Source organism: Streptococcus sp. 2020WUSS084 (genome assembly GCF_044427445.1).
GTDB lineage: Bacteria > Bacillota > Bacilli > Lactobacillales > Streptococcaceae > Streptococcus > Streptococcus suis.
On record NZ_JAOTGC010000016.1, the window covers coordinates 1 to 18,091 of the forward strand.

The 18,091-nt window shown below is 43.4% G+C and carries 13 protein-coding genes; 10 read left to right on the forward strand and 3 right to left on the reverse strand.

Features of this window, described 5'->3' with window-relative positions:
* Window positions 1–198: 198 nt before the first annotated feature.
* The 6 genes from ODU50_RS08500 to ODU50_RS08525 all read left to right on the forward strand — a co-directional run bounded on the left by ODU50_RS08500 (window position 199) and on the right by ODU50_RS08525 (window position 4,633).
* Complete coding sequence (locus tag ODU50_RS08500; protein ID WP_012774904.1) at window positions 199–642, forward strand: zinc-dependent MarR family transcriptional regulator; 444 nt, start codon at window positions 199–201, stop codon at window positions 640–642.
* Entirely contained in the window at window positions 643–1,347 is a 705-nt protein-coding gene (locus ODU50_RS08505) for a metal ABC transporter ATP-binding protein (RefSeq protein ID WP_105152887.1), read from the forward strand.
* Window positions 1,340–2,152 carry a metal ABC transporter permease gene (locus ODU50_RS08510; protein ID WP_002936593.1) on the forward strand — a complete coding sequence of 271 codons (813 nt, stop codon included), beginning with the start codon at window positions 1,340–1,342 and terminating at the stop codon, window positions 2,150–2,152. The genes ODU50_RS08505 and ODU50_RS08510 overlap by 8 nt, the downstream gene beginning before the upstream one ends.
* 9 nt (window positions 2,153–2,161) lie before the next feature.
* A complete protein-coding gene (locus ODU50_RS08515; RefSeq protein ID WP_105152886.1) occupies window positions 2,162–3,670 on the forward strand; it encodes a zinc ABC transporter substrate-binding protein AdcA in 1,509 nt (502 codons plus the stop codon).
* Between the two features lie 102 nt (window positions 3,671–3,772).
* The gene (locus tag ODU50_RS08520; RefSeq protein ID WP_161947049.1) at window positions 3,773–4,243 is read left to right on the forward strand and encodes a CopY/TcrY family copper transport repressor; all 471 of its coding nucleotides are present in this window, start codon (window positions 3,773–3,775) and stop codon (window positions 4,241–4,243) included.
* 180 nt (window positions 4,244–4,423) lie between these two features.
* Entirely contained in the window at window positions 4,424–4,633 is a 210-nt protein-coding gene (locus tag ODU50_RS08525) for a heavy-metal-associated domain-containing protein (protein WP_105121963.1), read from the forward strand.
* 27 nt (window positions 4,634–4,660) lie between these two features.
* On the opposite strand, the gene ODU50_RS08530 is transcribed toward ODU50_RS08525, so the two are convergent.
* Both ODU50_RS08530 and tyrS read right to left on the reverse strand, forming a co-directional pair.
* On the reverse strand, window positions 4,661–5,038 hold the full coding sequence (locus ODU50_RS08530) for an HIT family protein (RefSeq protein ID WP_105152884.1): 378 nt from the start codon (window positions 5,036–5,038) through the stop codon (window positions 4,661–4,663).
* A 56-nt stretch (window positions 5,039–5,094) separates the two neighbouring features.
* Window positions 5,095–6,351, reverse strand: coding sequence for a tyrosine--tRNA ligase (gene tyrS / locus ODU50_RS08535; protein WP_105152883.1), 1,257 nt, complete (start codon window positions 6,349–6,351; stop codon window positions 5,095–5,097).
* Window positions 6,352–6,497: 146 nt separating this feature from the next.
* Between tyrS and pbp1b the strand changes: the two genes are divergently transcribed.
* The 4 genes from pbp1b to ODU50_RS08555 all read left to right on the forward strand — a co-directional run bounded on the left by pbp1b (window position 6,498) and on the right by ODU50_RS08555 (window position 17,087).
* Entirely contained in the window at window positions 6,498–8,906 is a 2,409-nt protein-coding gene (gene pbp1b / locus ODU50_RS08540) for a penicillin-binding protein PBP1B (RefSeq protein ID WP_238145645.1), read from the forward strand.
* A 261-nt stretch (window positions 8,907–9,167) separates the two neighbouring features.
* Complete coding sequence (rpoB, locus tag ODU50_RS08545) at window positions 9,168–12,740, forward strand: DNA-directed RNA polymerase subunit beta (protein WP_105147749.1); 3,573 nt, start codon at window positions 9,168–9,170, stop codon at window positions 12,738–12,740.
* A 177-nt stretch (window positions 12,741–12,917) separates the two neighbouring features.
* Complete coding sequence (gene rpoC / locus ODU50_RS08550) at window positions 12,918–16,565, forward strand: DNA-directed RNA polymerase subunit beta' (RefSeq protein ID WP_029752501.1); 3,648 nt, start codon at window positions 12,918–12,920, stop codon at window positions 16,563–16,565.
* Between the two features lie 147 nt (window positions 16,566–16,712).
* Entirely contained in the window at window positions 16,713–17,087 is a 375-nt protein-coding gene (locus ODU50_RS08555; RefSeq protein ID WP_105147748.1) for a DUF1033 family protein, read from the forward strand.
* A 27-nt stretch (window positions 17,088–17,114) separates the two neighbouring features.
* On the opposite strand, the gene ODU50_RS08560 is transcribed toward ODU50_RS08555, so the two are convergent.
* Entirely contained in the window at window positions 17,115–18,065 is a 951-nt protein-coding gene (locus tag ODU50_RS08560) for a S66 peptidase family protein (RefSeq protein ID WP_105147747.1), read from the reverse strand.
* Window positions 18,066–18,091 lie beyond the last annotated feature (26 nt).

The window sequence follows — 18,091 nt, forward strand, 5'->3', positions numbered from 1 at the left end:
AGAGTAGAACAATTTCTAGTTTCTCAGAGACAGACTTTGGACTTCTTTTGGACATAATAAAACTCCCTTTATAGTTTCTAGTGAAAATTTTTGTTTTTTCACTGTCCACTATAAGGGGAGTATATCAAAATTTTCCTTGTTTTTTTGTTTTCTATGTGGTATACTTAACAAGTTAATTAAAAGGTTAAGGGGATGCCTATGAATCGTATTGCATTAGAAATTGAGAAGTACCTGCACGAGATTGTTTTGAGTTCGGAGAATCAATTGGAGATTTTGGTTGGTTCTTGTCAAAGCACGGTGAAGTTGACGAATACGCAGGAGCATATTTTGATGCTTATTGAAAAGGCTGCATATACTAATACTGAGATTGCTAAGGAGTTGAATGTTAGTCAGGCTGCGATCACGAAGGCTACAAAGTCATTAGTTGCTCAGGGGTTACTGGTGGCGGTTAGAGATGATAAGGATGCTCGTATTGTTCGCTTTAGTTTGACTGAGGCTGCTAAGCCTATTGCTGCAGAGCATGCTCATCATCACGCGCATACCTTGGAAGCTTATGAGGAGCTTTTGGAAAATTATAGTCTTGAAGAGCAGGAGTCAATTGCTCGATTCTTAAGTGAGTTAGTGGAGAAGATTAGAAAATAAATGAGATATATTACTGTGGAAGACTTGTCGTTTTACTACGACAAAGAACCGGTTTTAGAACATATTCATTATTATCTTGATAGTGGGGAATTTGTGACTTTGACTGGTGAGAATGGCGCAGCCAAGACAACCCTCATTAAGGCGACTTTGGGGATATTGAGGCCCAAACAGGGGAGGGTTTCTATTGCTGAGAAGAGTATAAAAGGTAAGAAGTTGAGAATGGCCTATTTACCTCAGCAAATTGCAAGTTTTAATGCTGGTTTTCCGAGCACGGTTTACGAATTTGTAAAATCAGGGCGTTATCCTCGACAAGGTTGGTTTCGTCGTTTGACAGCCCATGATGAGGAACATGTTCGGATTAGTTTGGAATCAGTTGGAATGTGGGAACATCGGGATAAGCGCTTAGGTGCTTTGAGTGGTGGGCAGAAGCAACGCGCGGTCATTGCGCGTATGTTTGCCTCTGATCCAGATATTTTTATTCTGGATGAACCGACAACAGGGATGGATGCAGGGACCAAGGATGCTTTTTACCAGCTCATGCATCATTCGGCTAAGAAGCATGGAAAGTCGGTTCTGATGATAACTCATGATCCTGATGAGCTGAATAGGTATGCTGATCGAAACATTCACTTGGTTCGTGATCAGCAGTCTCCTTGGCGTTGTTTCAATGTTCATGAAGCGGATGAGGAGGTTGCCGATGTTTGATCTATCTGTATTTCATTATGACTTTATGCAGCGTGCTTTCCTGGCAATCATTGCGATGAGTCTGTTCTCGCCTATTTTGGGGGTCTTTTTGATACTCAGACGACAGAGTTTGATGTCGGATACTCTTAGTCATGTTTCGTTGGCGGGGGTTGCATTTGGTTTGGTATTGGGGATTTCACCAACGCTTTCGACTGTTCTTGTCGTTATTGTGGCAGCTGTATTTTTAGAGTATTTGCGGACAATTTACAAGAATTTTATGGAAATTGGGACGGCTATCCTCATGTCGACTGGTTTGGCTATTTCGCTTATTGTCATGAATAAATCTGGTGGGAAATCAGGGCTTAGCCTGGAACAATATCTGTTTGGCTCGATTGTGACGATTAGTCAGGAGCAGGTAATTGCTTTGTTTACGATTGCTGTGATTGTCATTGTGCTGACATTGTTGTTTTTACGTCCGATGTATATTCTTACCTTTGATGAGGATACGGCATTTGTAGATGGGTTGCCTGTGCGAGCTATGTCCATTGCCTTCAATGTGGTGACTGGTGTTGCCATTGCCCTAATGATTCCTGCGGCAGGTGCTTTGCTGGTTTCAACAATTATGGTTTTGCCTGCTTCTATTGCATTGCGACTTGGTAAGAGTTTTAAAGCTGTTATCTTTACTGGGATGGGCATTGGCTTTTTTGGAATGGTCATGGGGTTGTTGACTTCTTACTATGCAGAAACCCCAGCGAGTGCAAGTATTACCTTGATTTTCATTAGTATTTTCTTACTGGTGAATGTTGTTCAAAAATTTAAAAAATAAGGAGTTAAGATGAAAAAAGTTGGTTTATTATTATTGTCTGTCTCAACTTTGCTTTTAGGGGCTTGTGGCAATAGCACAGCTTCTGAAGATGGGAAGTTGAATATTGTAACGACCTTTTATCCTGTTTATGAGTTCACCAAGCAGGTAGCAGGTGATGAGGCAAATGTTGATCTGTTGGTTAAGGCTGGGACAGAGGTTCATGGTTATGAGCCGTCAGCTAAAGATATTGCTCGTATCCAAGAGGCAGATGCTTTTGTTTATGAAAATGAAAATATGGAAACATGGGTTCATGATATTGAAAAATCACTTGATACAACAAAGGTTAATGTGATTAGTGCGACGGAAGGGATGCTTTTGTTACCAGGTAGTGAAGAAGGTGAGGATCACGACCATAGTGAGGAGGGGCATAGCCATGCTTATGATCCGCATGTATGGTTGTCTCCTGAGCGTGCCATCACACTTGTAGAAAATATTCGTGATAGTTTGGTAGCTAAATACCCAGAAAAGAAAGATGTTTTTGAAACAAATGCGGCAGCCTATATTGAGAAATTAGATGCTTTAGATATGAAGTATTCTGAAACATTATCTGCTGCGAAACAGAAATACTTTGTTACACAACATACTGCATTTGCATATTTGGCTTTGGACTATGGTTTGAAACAAGTTTCTATTACAGGTGTTGCTGCAGATGAGGATCCGACTCCATCACGTCTAGCGGAATTGACAGAGTATATCAATAAATATGGTATTAAGTATATCTATTTTGAAGAAAATGCGTCAAAATCTGTTGCAGAAACACTTGCTAAAGAGACTGGGGTTCAGTTGGATGTTCTTAATCCTCTTGAAAGTTTGACGGATGAGGATATGAAAAATGGTAAGGATTATATTTCTGTTATGGAAGATAATCTGACTGCCCTTGAAAAAACAACTTCCCAAGAAGGTTCTGAAATTTTGCCAGAAGAAGGTGCTGAGACTGCGCAAACTGTTTATAATGGTTATTTTGAAGATAGTGCCGTAAAAGATCGTACTCTTTCAGATTATGCAGGTGAGTGGCAATCTGTTTATCCATACTTGCTTGATGGTACACTAGATCAGGTCTGGGATTACAAGGCTAAGATCAAAGGTGGTATGACAGCTGAAGAGTACAAGGCTTATTACGATACAGGCTACAAAACAGATGTTGATCAAATTAACATTACAGATAATACCATGGAATTTGTAGTGGGAGATAAGAAAGAAAAATTCACATATAAGTATGTGGGTTATAAGATTTTGACCTACAAAAAAGGAAATCGTGGTGTTCGTTTCTTGTTTGAAGCAACGGATGCAAATGCTGGTAACTATAAGTATGTTCAATTTAGCGACCACAATATTGCCCCTGTTAAAACAGGTCACTTCCATATCTATTTTGGTGGAGAGAGCCAAGAAAAACTCTTGGAAGAGTTGGAAAACTGGCCGACATACTACCCTGTTGGTTTGACTGGTTTGGAAATTGGTCAGGAAATGCTGGCTCACTAAGAATAATGAGAAGACTGGGCAAGATGTTCAGTCTTTCTTCTTGACAATTTTTGACTACAAATGTAAACTAAAGTTAGAAAATGATTGTTGGGAGGTGAATGTGTGGAGCAGACAATTTCTGCTGCGGAGTGGCAGGTCATGCGGGTCTTGTGGGCCCAGCCTGGTGCGACTTCTCAGGAAATTATTCAGGCCTTGCAGGAAGGCTTTGATTGGCAGGCGACGACCATTAAGACACTCTTGGGGCGGTTGCGGAAGAAAAACTATTTGAGAATGGCTAAGGAAACTAGCAAATACCACTATTATCCGCTGATCAGTGAAGAAGAACATTTGCAGGGGCAGGTGGAACTCTTACTAGCTACCATATGTTCCACAAAACAGGGGCAACTGGTTGAAAAACTGCTAGACACAGGGGCATTTTCCAAAAAAAGCCTAGAGAATCTGGCCAGCAAAATCTCGCAGTTACAAAGGACTGCACCCGAGCAAATCGCTTGTGGGTGCTTGGCGGGGCAATGTACCTGCGGGCATCATCATACTCTTCGAAAATCAACCTCAGACGTTGTTGACTTGACTTGATGAGTGTAAAGCTCCGGTGGAGCTTTACAGCCTGCTACCTGAAAATGCGAAAGTAGTAGGGGTCTATCTGCTCTTGGAGAAACGAAGACGTTCGCCCAATTTCCAACCTCCAAAGGTTCCCCGAACCTTTGAAGCTAGTCTGAATCTGATTTTCATTGAGTATAAAAAAGGAGAAAGAATATGAAGCAAACTTTGAAATTGAAAAACTTATCGTGCCAAAACTGTGTTAAACACGTGACCAATCACCTCTTGGACTTGGACGGGGTGGAAGAGGTGAACATCCAGCTGGATCAGCAGTTGGCGGAGGTGGAAACCTCTGTGGCCTATGACTTGGAACAGTACCAAGAGGTGCTGGAAGATACTATCTATGAAGTGGAAGAATTGATATAAGTGAAAAAGCAGCCGTCAAGCTGCTTTTTATAATGCTTTGAGAAATCTATGCAGATCCAGTTTCACTTGTGCAAGTGAAATTTGGTCCCAGAAGCCGTCTGATTGCAAGCGTGGAATCAGGTGGACATGGAAATGGGTGCCAGCATCAAACAAGCGATCGTTGCAGGCTATGGTCACACCGTCAATCGTCAATGCTTGACAGAGTTTTTCAGTCAAAAAGACTTCCAAGTCTGATAGCTCATAGCGAACAGCAGGAGGGACTTGGCTGAGCGTGTCATAGTGTTCCTTGCTAATAATCAGCAGATGCCCTGTTTGGACAGGGTCAATGTCCCAGACGACCTTGAAATGCTCCGTCTGGTAGAGAATGTCATTTTCATTGAGTTGGTGACAAAAAATACAGGTCATGTCATTTCTCCTAGGTTAGCAGAAAAGGAAATCACATAGGATTTCCTTGAAAAATATTAATAAGTCAAAACAGAATATTTCTTCTTCCCACGACGGATAACGGTCAACTCGCCGTCAATCTTGTCGCTGTCAGAAAGAGTATAGTCCAAATCCTGCACACGCTCACCGTTGACATAGATGGCACCATTTGCTACGTCTTCACGAGCCTGGCGTTTTGAAGTGACAATACCAGAGGTAACTAGGAGTTCAACGATGTTAAGGTTGTCTTCAGCCTGGACAGCGTAGTTTGGAACGTTGCTGAGGCCCTGCTTGAGTTCTTTTGCGGATAGGTTTTTGATGTTGCCAGCGAACAATTGCTCGGTGATGTTAAGGGCTTGGTTATAGGCTTCTCCACCGTGGACCAATGTCACGACTTCCTTAGCCAAAATCTTCTGAGCTAGGCGTTCGTGACGGGCAGCGTCAAATTTTTCTTCAATCTCAGCAATCTCATCTAATGACAAGAAAGTAAAGATTTTCAAGAAACGAACGGCATCGTCGTCCATGACATTGAGCCAGAATTGGTACATTTCATACGGTGAAGTCTTGTCGGCATCAAGCCAAACAGCGTTGCCTTCTGACTTACCAAACTTCTTACCTGTTGAGTCGGTAATGAGAGGAACAGTCATCACGTGACCAGACTTGTCAGCCTTGCGACGAAGCAATTCAGTACCTGCTGTCATGTTGCCCCACTGGTCAGAACCACCGATTTGTAGGGTTACATTGTGCTTGTCATTGAGTTCGTAGAAGTCATAACCCTGCATGATTTGGTAAGCAAACTCGGTGTAGGAAATCCCTGTTTCAATCCGTTTTTTCACAGAGTCCTTGCTCATCATGTAGTTGACTGTGTAGTATTTACCAACATCACGGAGGAAGTCGATAAAGCTGATGTCTGAGAACCAGTCGTAGTTGTTGACCATTTCGGCCTTGTTGTCACCATTTTCAAAATCCAAGAAGCGAGAGAGTTGACCTTGGATTTTATCAACCCAACCGTCTACGGTATCTTTGGTTTGCAAGCTGCGCTCCGCATCCTTGAAGGAAGGGTCGCCAATCAGACCAGTAGCTCCACCAACTAGAGCGTAAGGTTTGTGCCCTGCTAATTGCAAGTGACGGCAGACGAGGATTGGTACCAAATGCCCCAAATGCAGGCTGTCGGCAGTTGGGTCGTAGCCAGAATAATAGGATACTTGCCCTTCTGTTAATGCTTTTACTAGGGCTTCTTCATCAGTCGTTTGAAAGACCAAGCCACGTGCTTTTAGTTCTTCAAAAATGTTCATGCGTTTCTCCTTCAACAAGATGCTTTGGTTTTTGAGTTTTTTACAAGCTAAAACCGCATCTCACCATTAAAAAATTCTCTCCTATTATACCACGAAATTGCGGAAAATAAACAAAATTTGGTATAATGGAACGATAAGGAGTTAATATGGCGACTAAATCAGATAAGCAAGATTTTAAAAAGAAAATCAGTGCCCTAGGCTTAGGGGATGCAGTGGGAGTTTTCCTTCGGACGCTGAAATTATTATTCAATTCAGTAGCAGTCTTGGTCTTCCTATTCGGTCTTTTTGGTGCGGGTATAGGAATTGGTTTCGTGGTTAGTCTTTTCGATGACGTTAAGATTCCCAAAACAGAGGAACTGGTAGCGAAGGTTTCAGAAGTTAGTCGGATTTCCACCGTTACCTATTCGGATGGTAGCTTGGTGTCGGAAGTTAATTCAGATTTGCTTCGTGTACCCATTACTTCGGAAGAGGTCTCTAATTATCTAAAACAGGCTGTAATTGCGACAGAGGATGAAACATTTGAAACCCACAACGGGGTTGTGCCTAAGGCTGTTTTGCGTGCGGCACTGGGATCAGTTGGTCTAGGTTCATCTAGCGGTGGTTCAACCTTGACGCAGCAATTGATAAAACAGCAACTTGTCGGAGATGCTCCAACCTTTACGCGTAAGGCTAATGAGATTGTTTCGGCTTTGGCATTAGAGCGGAATATGACCAAGGAAGAGATTTTAACCATTTACCTAAATGTTTCTCCATTTGGTCGAAATAATCAGGGACGAAATATTGCAGGGGTAGAAGCTGCGGCTCAGGGAATTTTTGGTAAACCAGCGAAAGACTTGACTGTTCCGCAGGCTGCTTTTATTGCAGGCTTACCGCAAAGTCCGATTGTTTATTCTCCCTATGCATCAGATGGAACACGTAAATCAGATGAGGATATGGTTTACGGTATTGAACGCTATCAAGATGTTCTCTTTAATATGTATCGGGCGTCATTCTTGACCAAGGAAGAATACGAAACCTATAAAGCCTACGATATTAAACAAGATTTTATTGCTCCAGCTCCTGTAATGGCGGATACGAAAGATTATCTCTATTACAAGGTCATGGAAGAAGCGCAGGAGGTTATGTTTGATTACCTGGTGAAACGTGACAAGGTTTCTAAAAATGACTTGAAAAATGATGAAACAAAGGCATCCTATGAGGAGTTGGCCAAGCAAGAATTGAGCCAAGGTGGCTACACGATTAAGAGTACCGTTGATCAAAAAATCTATGCGGCAATGCAGTCTGTTGTGGCAAACTATGGATCTGTTTTGGATGATGGAAACGAATATGTTGAGACAGGTAGTGTGTTAATTGATAATGCCACAGGAGCCATTTTAGGATTTGTGGGTGGTCGCGATTATGCAACCAACCAAAATAACCATGCCTTTGATACTCTTCGTTCGCCAGCATCAACCATCAAGCCTCTGTTAGCTTACGGTATTGCGATTGATCAAGGTTTGATAGGTTCTGCCAGCATCCTTTCAGATTATCCAACGAACTTTTCAAGTGGACAACCGATCATGTATGGTTCAGGACGTGGTACTGGTATGATGAACTTACAGACGGCTATTGACCGTTCTGTTAACATTCCTGCTTTTTGGACCTATAAGATGATGAGAAATGCAGGTGTAGATGCCAAAGCGTACATGGATAAAATGAATTATCATATTCCTATGTACGATATTGAAAGTGTACCGTTGGGCGGTGGTGTTGAAATTTCAGTATTGACAAATACCAATGCCTATCAAACTTTGGCAAATGGTGGCGTTTATAACAAACATTATATTGTTGAAAGCATTACTGCCTCTGATGGAACAGTAGTGTATCAGCATGAAGCTGCTCCGGTTCAAGTCTATTCTAAAGCAACTGCAAGTATTATGAACCAGCTTTTGAGACAGGTTGTCAACTCTGGGTATACTACGACGTTCAAGAGTCGATTGAGTGGTTTAAACCCACAGGCAGCATCATCTGATTTCGTCGGTAAGACGGGAACAAGTAATGAAGTCAATGACGTGTGGCTCATGCTATCAACCCCTAGAGTAACTTTAGGTACCTGGGCTGGGAATGATGATAACTCAGAAATGTATGTCTGGACTGGCTACCACAATAATTCACAATATGTGGCCCATATGGTTGATGCTCTTTACAATGTTAATGCGGATATGTTCGCAGGAAAATTTGAATTAGACAGTAGTGTTATTGCTTCTAGCGTCGTTGCTTCTACAGGTCAACGTGCAGGGACTACACAGGTAAATGGGCGCCAAGTAACAGTTGGCGGTGCGATGACAACTAGTTATTGGGCTAAAAATGGTGCACCAGTAACGAGCTATAACTTCATGGTTGGGGGGACAGATAGTGACCGAGCACAGGCTTGGAATACAATTATCGGCTCCCAAACACCAACATCAAGTAGCTCAACCCAACGAAGCAGTTCGACTCGGAGTAGCACGAGTTCTTCAGCTAATAACACGAACCAGTCATCAGAAACGCAAACAGCAACTAGTGAGCAAGAATAATGAAACACCTTGATTTTTCCTAGCACTTGTGCTATAATAGTATAAATTATTTGTCGTGTGTCTTGTTTGAAATATTGTCCAAACAAGGCTTGCAGCAGTTAAATCAAACTTTTTCAAAGGAAGATTTAGCTGCTCTTTTTGTGTCTATGAGGAATTTTTTTGAGAATTGTTACCTATTCTTAAAGATTCTAAAAATTCTAACAAAAGGCAAATGTGTTTGATTTTGCAGAAAAATCAATAGAAAAATAGAGGAGAATTAACTTGGCAGGACATGAAGTTCAGTACGGTAAGCACCGTACCCGTCGTAGTTTTTCAAGAATCAAGGAAGTTCTTGATTTACCAAATTTGATTGAAATCCAAACGGACTCTTTCCAAGACTTTTTAGATTATGGTTTGAAAGAAGTCTTTGAAGATGTACTTCCAGTTTCAAACTTTACGGATACCATGGAATTGGAATTCGTTGGTTATGAATTGAAAGAACCTAAATACACATTGGAAGAGGCGCGTGCGCATGATGCGAACTACTCAGCTCCAATCTATGTAACTTTCCGTCTGGTGAATAAAGAAACTGGCGAGATCAAGACGCAAGAAGTCTTCTTCGGTGAGTTTCCAATCATGACTGAAATGGGTACCTTCATCATCAACGGTGCAGAGCGTATCATCGTTTCTCAGTTGGTTCGTTCACCAGGTGTCTACTTCAATGATAAAGTAGATAAGAACGGTAAAGTAGGTTATGGTTCAACGGTTATCCCTAACCGTGGAGCTTGGTTGGAATTGGAAACAGACTCAAAAGACATTGCCTACACTCGTATTGACCGTACGCGTAAGATTCCGTTCACAACGCTTGTTCGTGCGCTTGGTTTCTCAGGCGATGATGAAATCTTTGACATCTTCGGTGATAGCGAATTGGTTCGCAATACCATTGAAAAAGATATTCATAAAAACCCAGCAGATTCTCGTACGGATGAAGCGCTTAAGGAAATCTATGAGCGCCTTCGTCCAGGTGAACCAAAGACAGCTGAAAGCTCTCGTAGTCTTTTGACAGCTCGTTTCTTTGACCCACGTCGTTACGACTTGGCACCTGTTGGTCGTTATAAAATTAATAAAAAACTCAACCTCCGTACTCGTTTGCTCAACCAAACACTTGCTGAGCATGTGATTAACGGTGAGACAGGCGAAATCGTCTTGGAAGCTGGTACTGTATTGAGTCGTGATGTGCTTGAAAAAGTAGAAGCACAATTCGATGAACTCAACTTGGTAGAATATATTCCAAATGACAACGCTGTTCTTCTTGAGCCAGTTCTTTTGCAGAAATTCAAGATTGTAGCTCCTAAGGATCCAGAACGTGTTGTGACGGTGATTGGTAATGCGAATCCAGCAGAAAACGTACGTACAGTAACACCTGCGGACATCTTGGCTGAAATGAGCTACTTCCTCAACTTGGCTGAGGGTCTTGGTCGTGTAGATGATATTGACCACTTGGGTAACCGTCGTATTCGTGCCGTTGGTGAATTGCTTGCTAACCAAGTACGTATCGGTTTGACTCGTATGGAACGTAACTTGCGTGAGCGTATGTCTGTTCAAGACAATGAAGTATTGACGCCACAACAAATCATCAATATCCGTCCTGTTACAGCCGCAATCAAAGAATTCTTTGGTTCATCTCAGTTGTCACAGTTCATGGACCAACACAACCCACTTTCTGAGTTGTCTCACAAACGCCGTTTGTCAGCCTTGGGACCTGGTGGTTTGACTCGTGACCGTGCTGGCTATGAGGTTCGAGACGTTCACTACACTCACTATGGTCGTATGTGTCCGATTGAAACGCCTGAGGGACCTAACATCGGTTTGATTAACAACTTGTCTTCTTACGGACACCTCAACAAGTATGGTTTCATCCAAACACCGTACCGCAAGATCGACCGTGCAACTGGTACAGTAACGAACGAAATCGTTTGGTTGACAGCGGATGAAGAAGATGCCTACATCGTAGCACAATCAACATCTCCACTTGATGAAAACAACCGTTTCGTTGATAAGGTTGTTATGGGACGTCACCAAGGTAACAACCAAGAGTTCCCAGCAGATTCAGCAGATTTCATGGACGTTTCTCCTAAGCAGGTAGTTGCCGTTGCGACAGCATGTATTCCTTTCTTGGAAAACGATGACTCCAACCGTGCCCTCATGGGTGCCAACATGCAACGTCAGGCTGTTCCATTGATTGATCCGAAAGCACCGTACGTTGGTACTGGTATGGAATACCAGGCTGCCCACGACTCAGGTGCGGCAATCATCGCTCAACACGATGGTAAGGTTGTTTACGCAGATGCGGACAAGGTAGAAGTGCGTCGTGAAGATGGATCGCTTGATGTCTACCACATTTCTAAATTCCGTCGTTCAAACTCTGGTACTGCCTACAACCAACGTACCCTTGTAAAATTGGGCGACGTCGTAGAAAAAGGCGACTTCATCGCAGATGGACCTTCTATGGAAAATGGGGAAATGGCTCTTGGTCAAAACCCTATCGTTGCCTACATGACGTGGGAAGGTTACAACTTCGAGGATGCGGTTATCATGTCTGAACGCCTTGTGAAAGACGATGTGTATACATCTGTTCACTTGGAAGAATACGAATCAGAAACACGCGATACCAAGTTAGGCCCTGAAGAAATCACTCGCGAAATTCCAAACGTTGGTGAAGATGCTCTTCGCAACTTGGATGAAATGGGTATTATCCGTATCGGTGCGGAAGTTAAAGAGGGCGATATTCTTGTTGGTAAAGTCACACCAAAAGGTGAAAAAGATCTTTCTGCTGAAGAGCGCCTCTTGCACGCTATCTTCGGTGACAAGTCACGTGAAGTACGTGATACATCTCTTCGTGTACCTCACGGTGCCGATGGTGTCGTTCGTGATGTGAAAATCTTTACTCGTGCCAACGGTGATGAATTGCAATCAGGTGTTAACATGTTGGTTCGTGTTTACATCGCTCAAAAACGTAAGATCAAGGTCGGAGATAAAATGGCCGGTCGTCACGGTAACAAGGGTGTCGTTTCACGTATTGTACCTGTTGAGGATATGCCATATCTTCCAGACGGAACACCAGTTGACATCATGTTGAACCCACTCGGGGTGCCATCACGTATGAACATCGGTCAGGTTATGGAACTTCACTTGGGTATGGCGGCTCGCAACTTGGGCATTCATATCGCAACACCAGTTTTCGATGGTGCAAGTTCAGAAGACCTCTGGTCAACTGTTAAAGAAGCAGGTATGGATTCAGATGCCAAAACCATTCTTTACGATGGACGTACAGGTGAGCCATTTGACAACCGTGTATCTGTCGGTGTCATGTACATGATCAAGCTTCACCACATGGTTGATGATAAACTTCACGCTCGCTCAGTCGGACCATACTCACTCGTTACCCAACAGCCACTCGGAGGTAAGGCTCAGTTTGGTGGTCAGCGTTTCGGTGAGATGGAGGTTTGGGCCCTTGAAGCCTACGGTGCTTCAAACGTCCTTCAAGAAATCTTGACTTACAAGTCAGATGATGTGACAGGCCGTCTTAAAGCCTATGAAGCCATCACCAAAGGTAAACCAATTCCAAAACCAGGTGTTCCAGAATCATTCCGCGTTCTTGTCAAAGAATTGCAATCACTTGGTTTGGATATGCGTGTCCTTGATGAAGACAACAATGAAGTAGAATTGCGTGACCTTGATGAAGGTGAAGATGATGACATCATCCACGTAGATGATCTTGAAAAAGCACGTGCAAAAGCCGCAGCTGATGCAGCCGCAGCCTTTGCAGCAGAAGAAGCAGAAGGCAAAGAATAATTAGAATGGATGGAACAAGTTGGTCCAAACCTCAGAACTGAAAGAGATAAGGACCAACGGTCTTCCACCGTCTGATTTATAGAGGAATAGCTTACCAGCTATCCATTCTGCTGATTATTGTTCAAGAATTTGAGGTCTGGGAATCCAGCCTCTCACAAGAAAAGAAAGGGATTATTAGTGGTTGACGTAAATCGATTTAAAAGTATGCAAATCACGTTAGCTTCACCAAGTAAGGTTCGTTCATGGTCTTACGGTGAGGTTAAAAAACCTGAAACAATCAACTATCGGACACTTAAACCAGAACGTGATGGACTCTTTGACGAAGTCATCTTTGGTCCAACAAAAGACTGGGAGTGTTCATGTGGTAAATACAAGCGTATCCGTTATAAAGGGATTACTTGTGACCGCTGTGGTGTTGAAGTGACTCGTGCAAAAGTACGTCGTGAACGTATGGGACACATTGAGTTAAAAGCACCAATTTCACACATTTGGTATTTCAAAGGGATTCCAAGTCGTATGGGCTTGACCTTGGATATGAGCCCACGTGCCTTGGAAGAAGTTATCTACTTCGCAGCTTACGTGGTGATTGATCCGAAAGATACACCGCTTGAGCACAAGTCAATCATGACTGAGCGCGAGTACCGTGAGCGTTTGCGTGAATATGGTTATGGTTCATTCGTTGCTAAAATGGGTGCAGAAGCGATTCAAGACCTCTTGAAACAAGTCGATCTTCCAAAAGAAATCGCAGCTTTGAAAGAAGAATTGAAAACAGCTTCTGGTCAAAAACGCATTAAAGCAGTGCGTCGCTTGGATGTATTGGATGCCTTCTATAAATCTGGTAACAAGCCTGAGTGGATGATTCTCAACATCCTTCCAGTTATTCCACCAGATTTGCGTCCGATGGTTCAGTTGGATGGTGGTCGTTTTGCCGCATCTGACTTGAACGAACTCTACCGCCGTGTTATCAACCGTAACAACCGTTTGGCTCGTCTCTTGGAACTTAACGCTCCAGGAATTATCGTACAAAACGAAAAACGTATGCTCCAAGAAGCTGTGGATGCTTTGATTGACAACGGTCGCCGTGGTCGTCCAATCACAGGACCAGGTAGCCGTCCGCTTAAATCACTCAGCCACATGCTTAAAGGTAAGCAAGGACGTTTCCGTCAGAACTTGCTTGGTAAGCGTGTTGACTTCTCAGGACGTTCCGTTATCGCCGTTGGTCCAACGCTAAAAATGTATCAATGTGGTGTGCCACGTGAAATGGCTATTGAGCTCTTCAAACCGTTTGTCATGCGCGAAATCGTTGCCCGTGATATTGCTGGTAACGTAAAAGCTGCAAAACGTTTGATTGAACGTGGGGATGATCGCATTTGGGACATCTTGGAAGAAGTGATCAAAGAACACCCAGTTCTTTTGAACCGCGCACCTACCCTTCACCGTTTGGGGATCCAGGCTTTTGAGCCAGTTCTGATCGACGGTAAAGCCCTTCGTTTGCACCCGCTTGTCTGTGAAGCCTACAACGCCGACTTTGACGGTGACCAGATGGCGATTCACGTTCCATTGTCAGAAGAAGCACAAGCAGAAGCACGTATCCTTATGCTTGCGGCAGAACACATCCTTAACCCTAAAGATGGTAAACCAGTCGTAACACCATCTCAGGATATGGTTTTGGGTAACTACTACTTGACCATGGAAGATGCTGGTCGTGAAGGTGAAGGTATGGTCTTCAAGGATGCGGATGAAGCAGTTATGGCTTACCGCAATGGCTATGTTCACTTGCATACTCGAGTTGGTATTGCAACAGATAGCCTTGATAAACCTTGGAAAGATAACCAAAAACACAAGGTCATGATGACAACTGTCGGAAAAATCTTCTTCAACGCGATTATGCCAGAAGGACTTCCTTACTTGCAAGAACCAAACAATGCTAACTTGACAGAAGGAACTCCTGATAAATACTTCTTGGAACCAGGATCAGATATCAAGGCTGCTATTGCAGAATTGCCAATCAACCCACCATTCAAGAAGAAAAATCTTGGTAACATCATCGCTGAAATCTTCAAGCGTTTCCGTACAACTGAAACATCAGCCCTGCTTGACCGTTTGAAAGACTTGGGTTACTATCACTCAACACTCGCTGGTTTGACAGTGGGTATTGCCGATATCCCAGTTATCGACAACAAGGCTGAAATCATTGAAGAATCTCACGAACGTGTAGAACAAATCAAGAAACAATTCCGCCGCGGTATGATTACCGATGATGAGCGTTACGCAGCTGTTACAGACGAGTGGCGTTCGGCTAAGGAAAAATTGGAAAAACGTCTGGTTGAAAAACAAGATCCGAAGAACCCAATCGTTATGATGATGGACTCTGGTGCCCGTGGTAACATTTCCAACTTCTCCCAGTTGGCCGGTATGCGTGGTCTGATGTCAGCTCCGAACGGACGTATCATGGAATTGCCTATCTTGTCTAACTTCCGTGAAGGTCTTTCTGTATTGGAAATGTTCTTCTCAACTCACGGTGCCCGTAAGGGTATGACGGATACGGCCTTGAAGACAGCCGATTCAGGTTATCTGACTCGTCGTTTGGTTGACGTTGCCCAAGACGTTATTATCCGTGAAGATGACTGTGGAACAGACCGTGGCCTTGACATCCGTTCAATCACAGATGGCAAGGAAATGATCGAGCCACTTGAAGAGCGTTTGCAAGGTCGTTACACTAAGAAAACTGTTAAACATCCTGAAACGGGTGCCGTTATCATTGGTCCAAACCAATTGATTACGGAAGATATTGCCCGTGAAATTGTCAATGCAGGTGTTGAACAAGTAACCATCCGTAGCGTATTTACATGTAACACTCGTCACGGTGTCTGCCGTCATTGTTACGGTATCAACTTGGCAACAGGTGATGCGGTTGAAGTGGGTGAAGCAGTTGGTACGATTGCAGCTCAATCTATCGGTGAACCTGGTACACAGCTTACAATGCGTACCTTCCACACGGGTGGTGTAGCCTCAAACAGCGATATTACGCAGGGTCTTCCTCGTGTCCAAGAAATCTTTGAAGCCCGTAATCCGAAAGGGGAAGCGGTTATCACTGAGGTTAAAGGTGAAGTTATCGCTATTGAAGAAGATGCTTCTACTCGTACCAAGAAAGTCTTTGTTAAAGGTAAAACTGGCGAAGGCGAATATGTGGTTCCATTTACAGCCCGTATGAAGGTTGAAGTTGGTGACCAAGTTGCGCGTGGAGCAGCCCTTACCGAAGGTTCTATCCAACCAAAACGCTTGCTTGAAGTCCGTGATGTCTTGGCGGTTGAAACTTACCTTCTTTCTGAAGTTCAAAAAGTTTACCGTAGCCAGGGTGTAGAAATCGGCGACAAGCACATCGAGGTAATGGTTCGCCAAATGCTTCGTAAAGTTCGTGTCATGGATCCAGGAGATACAGATCTTCTCATGGGTACCCTCATGGATATTACCGACTTTACAGATGCCAATGCGGAAGTGGTTATCGCTGGTGGTATTCCGGCAACAGCTCGTCCAGTTCTTATGGGTATCACAAAAGCGTCCCTTGAAACCAACTCATTCTTGTCTGCCGCATCCTTCCAAGAAACAACTCGCGTTCTTACAGATGCAGCCATTCGTGGTAAACGCGATAACCTTCTCGGTCTTAAAGAGAATGTTATTATCGGTAAGATTATCCCAGCAGGTACAGGTATGGCCCGCTACCGTAATCTTGAACCACAAGCCATCAATGAAGTTGAAATCATTGAAGACACAGTAGCTGAAGAACTTGCAGCAGAAGCAGAACTTGCCGCAGTAACTGAGTAAATTAAGATGGCACATCTCTCTTTGAGGGATGTGCTTTTTGATATTCAGAAAGAAACATATATATGACTTGATAAGGAATTAACAAGCAGAATGTTTTCTTAAATCATACAATTTCGATATAATGTGTACGAAAAAGGAAGTAATATTATGTATCAAGTTATTACAATGTATGGAGATTTTGAACCCTGGTGGTTCTTAGATGGTTGGGAAGAGGATGTTACCAGTAGGGCTGCTTTTGATCGCTATGAGGATGCACTGAATGCCTTTCAAAAAGAGTGGGTACGGCTATCAGAGGATTTTCCAATGAAGAAAAGTAAGAATGGAACGATGGTGGCTTTTTGGGATGAATCAGACCAGCATTGGTGTGAGGAATGCGATGAATATTTGCAGAGGTATCATTCGCTGATGTTGGTAGAAGCGAAAGAACATTTACCTGCGGGATTTGCTACTAAACCGGTGCAACAACCGCGAGTTCGCCCTTGCAAGCTAAGACAAGGAAAATGTGTCAACTATGATTCATAAAAGGATTGCCCTAGTGAGCAATCCTTTTTAGCTGAATCTGATAGAAAAGGCTTCGGTGTCGAGCTCCACTTGACCACCGATGGTAATGGTAAACAGAGGCTGGGTATGGGCAAAGTCCAAATCGTAGAGAACAGGAACTTTTTTGAGAATAGGGTGCTTGTCCAAAATCGCCAGCAAAATCTCCTCGGTCATCTTGGTTTCTTTAGGAAAACGACCGAAGATAAGGGCTTGGGGATTTGGATAGGCTTGTAGAAGAGCTGTCAAATGACGAGCGATAATGAGATAATCGTCGTCTTCCGCCTCTTCTAAAAATAGAATATATTTGTCTGGTCTGGGTGCAAACTCTGTCCCAGTCAGTAGATTGAGGGTTGAGATGTTTCCGCCGATGGCAATACCAGAGGCCTGGCCTGGATTGTAGACTTTCCACTCTGTTGGGTAAAAGGTGCGAGGGGCGTCTGGTAGGTACCAAGCATCGCTAGACCATTTTAGACTCGGGGTCAGTTCATAGGAATCTTGTGTCACAGCCTTGAGCCAGGCTTCTGTTTGATACTGTTGCCCCAGATCCATTTTGAAGCTTGAATAAGCTGGACCCATGTAGGTTTGCAAGCCTGTCTTGGCGTAAATAGCATTGAGCAGGGCGGTCGTATCCGAATAACCGCAGAAAATTTTCGGATGGCGGGCGATTAGGTCAAAATCCAGATAAGGTAGCAGTTCGTTGCAGTTGACACCGCCAATGGTTGTCAGAATGGCATCGACCGACTCATCCGCAAAGGCTACTTCCAAGTCCGCAACACGACTGGCAATCGGAGCCGAATCAAAAATATCGTTTTCAAAATAATGTTCTGAGAAAGTGAGTTTGAAGCCCAGTTCTTCCAGTTTTTCCTTGGCGGCAAGATTGGCTTCAAAACCACCAATTCTTTCAATAGATGAAGAGGGACTGACTACGCGTATATGGTCGCCTTTTTTTAATCTTTTCATAGGAACCTCCAAGCTTTTTTATTATT